This is a genomic window from Psychrobacillus sp. BL-248-WT-3, assembly GCF_012843435.1.
Taxonomy (GTDB): domain Bacteria; phylum Bacillota; class Bacilli; order Bacillales_A; family Planococcaceae; genus Psychrobacillus.
The window spans coordinates 1-1,432 of sequence record NZ_JABAFC010000085.1 but is presented as its reverse complement, the minus strand read 5'-3'; the positions used below and the strand labels follow the sequence as shown (position 1 = coordinate 1,432).

At 42.9% G+C, this 1,432-nt stretch carries 1 protein-coding gene; it reads left to right on the top strand.

Annotated elements, in window-relative coordinates:
• Positions 1-590: 590 nt before the first annotated feature.
• Positions 591-1,432, top strand: an 842-nt coding sequence (locus HF876_RS18700; protein ID WP_169361556.1) for an IS110 family transposase, incomplete at its 3' end; no start/stop codon positions are given.

Sequence of the window (1,432 nt, the reverse complement as noted above, 5' to 3'; positions counted from 1 at the left end):
CCCCCTCGTATATTAGTAATAAGAGCTCTTTCCGATAGAATTTCCAGTTGATCCGGACAGCTGGAGGATCTGTTGGATTTCCTATAGGAAGTGGTCGCCTCTTGGCTCCCTCACCCTTTTTATGTTTTACCTGTTTGACCCCTGCTTTACCGAGGGAGCCAAAAAGGAAAAGTCTATTTTTAACATGACTAAATAAAGCTGACAGGTGCTTACCTGCTTATTTGAGTTGCCTAACTTCATATCGTTTGGACGAAGATTGGAGGATGCTCCATTTCAGTACTTCGTCCTTTTTTATTTCAATCTACTTTTCTCTCAGACCGTGCCCATGAGACAATGGAACGGACAAGGTTGACACAGGAAATAGCTTTTCCCCCTTGCGGGCACTTAGTGCACTGCTTAATAAGCCTGCTACCCATCGTTCATTATGGAAGGTCTAACCACTGGCTGCGACGCTGAGGAAGAAGAGAGTGTAGCGCTCATTTTGGTCTTCTTTCACTTTGATTGCTAATAACGAGGCAGACATCGATGATTCTGATGGGCACCCAGGTCTGAGACAATCTTGATTAATCCCACCTTAGGAGGTGATTGGCATGTCACAAATGCTAGTCGGTATCGACGTGAGTTTGCGCTCCCATCATGTCCATTTCATGCATGGAGAGGGACATACGCTCGCTGATTTTTCTGTTTCCAATGATACAGAAGGTGCGAACACCTTAATTCAAAAGCTTTTAGGAACAGCGGAAAAAAATCAGTGCGAACATATTAAAATTGGATTAGAAGCGACAGACCAGTATAGCTGGCACGTTGCTCATTATTTAAAGAATCAATTGCACAATTATGAACCAACGTTTCAAACAGCGGTTTATATGTTAAATGCACGTAAAGTATCTCGCTTTAAAAAGGGGTACGATACGTTACCGAAAAACGATCGAATTGACGCCTGGGTAATTGCGGATCATTTACGCTTTGGACGTCTGCCACATGAAATGCAAGAAACCTTACAATATGAAGCACTTCGTCGTTTAACACGTACCCGATTCCATCTAATGCATGAAGTTGCACGTAATAAAACCTACATGATGAACCAACTGTTTTTAAAGTTTAGTGGCCTACGCCAAGATAACCCGTTCTCGAATACATTCGGTACGACCAGTCTCGCTGTCATTGAAGAGCTAGATCCGGAAACCATTGCCGAGATGCCTTTAGAAGAACTGGTTGAGTTCTTACAGGAGAAAGGCAAAAAACGTTTTGCCGAGCCAGAAGAAATCGCTAAATATCTTCAAAAGCTTGCACGTAATTCCTTTCGATTAGACAAGGCCATGGCTGATCCCGTTAACATCTCACTATCCGTGATTTTAAGTACGATTCGCCATATGGAATCCCAAGTCAAACGTTTGGATAAGGAAATCGAGCGTATGATGAAAGGTTTCAC